The 1,548-nt window shown below is 58.2% G+C and carries 1 protein-coding gene; it reads left to right on the top strand.

Annotated features, from left to right (window positions below; translation table 11 throughout):
* The first annotated feature begins 395 nt into the window (after nt 1-395).
* Nucleotides 396-629: a S1/P1 nuclease gene (locus ACZXDY_RS45845; protein WP_165421509.1), complete on the top strand. Its 234-nt coding sequence runs from the start codon at nt 396-398 to the stop codon at nt 627-629.
* Nucleotides 630-1,548 lie beyond the last annotated feature (919 nt).

Below are 1,548 nucleotides of genomic sequence, written 5' to 3' on the forward strand. Positions count from 1 at the left end.
CCGCCAAAAATTACTTTGCCGTCGTCACTATTGCCGCAACTCTGCTTTGGTTGCGGTAACTGTCCACACGACCTAGCAGTCTGCTGAAAAACGTGAGGAATGAAGCTTTTTTTTCTGTTGCGGAGGCCTCGTTGGGCTGGCGCGTCCGGGAGGCTAGGTCTGGGCTGGCTAGGCTGCAGCCAGTTTGGGGATGCGGATCAGATTATAGGCGATCAGATTGAGCAGGAAATCGGCGGCGACGCGACCGATGCCGCGATGTTTGGTCTTGCGCATGGTATTTCGACCTCTCGCCCGGATGTAGTTGCAATCATGAAGGCGCACGACTTGTGGTAGATCGAGCTGAAGGCTGTGGGCAAAGGCTATGAGAGCTGTCTGGCTCGCGTGGCTCGTGCTCGTTGTGTCGGTCTCGCAGGCCTGGTCCTGGGGCAGGAAGGCCATGCAATTGTCGCGAGATCGCACGGCGACGGCTCGATCCCGCCACGCTCGGCAAAATCGAGGGCCTGCTTGCGCAGGAAGCTCCTGCTCTTGATCACCCCAACGTAACACTTGCTTCGATCGCCAGTTGGGCTGACGAGTACCGTGCCGACCATAAGGATACGGCAGGATGGCATTTCGTGGATACCGGATGATGATCAACCTACGATCCGGATGCTGACCTCGCGCAACTCTGGTTCGATGAAGGGCGGGCAGACCAAGCGCGCACTAGATGTCGGCTTCCCTGGCGGCGACCAACGCTGCAACCCTCGTGCACCCCGTCCTGATCGGGCGCATTTTTTTCTCTTCCGCGAGCGCGTGCGTATGACTTGCTCGATTGATTCACATCAATGCCGTGCTGTGCTATTTATGATCAGAAACGCAAGGAGGCGAGATCGACCGGGTGGCTGCGCTCCTGAGGGGCGTGCGTCATTGATCCAGCACCTAACGATCGCGGGAGCTTTACCTCACAATCAGATCTAGCTGGATTTCCGCACGCCATCATCGGCGCGCCGATTCGAAACATTCAATCTCCAGCCGCTGCACGCCGGAGAACTTATGTGCTTTGCTCTCCTCTCGTCAAAGCTTAATCCAACGCAGCAGGGCGAACGCCTTTTCGCTGCGAGCCTGCATTGCCGGTCGAAAGCAGCGCCCTATCTCCTCAACGACGGCGGACGGTCGGGCAGGAAGATCGTCCGTTTGGACGAGACGAAGGCTTTGGGGAAGCCGCCATGCACATGGCATAGGATGGGTCGGGAGAAAGATGGGCTCGAGCTGATCTCCCTACTGACGGCGCATCAATCAATGAGCGAGCAAGGACATCAGGCCATGGGACGTATGAACGAGAAGGTCATTCTGGTGACCGGCGGAGCTCGCGGGCTGGGTGCAGCTCATGCGCGCCTGCTAGTCATCTGGAACGCAAGTTCGTCACATTAGTTGATAGCTCGAATCTCTACAGAGGAGAGTGCGAGTGGCGAATGCAGGTGAGCGAGGCCGGGGCCGATCGCGCCGTTAGTGCTGAGTGCGCAGGAGCGGGCGTACTTGGAGAGACAAGTTCGTCGTCATCGCGTAGCC

It is taken from the genome of Bradyrhizobium sp. LeoB3 (assembly GCF_055456055.1).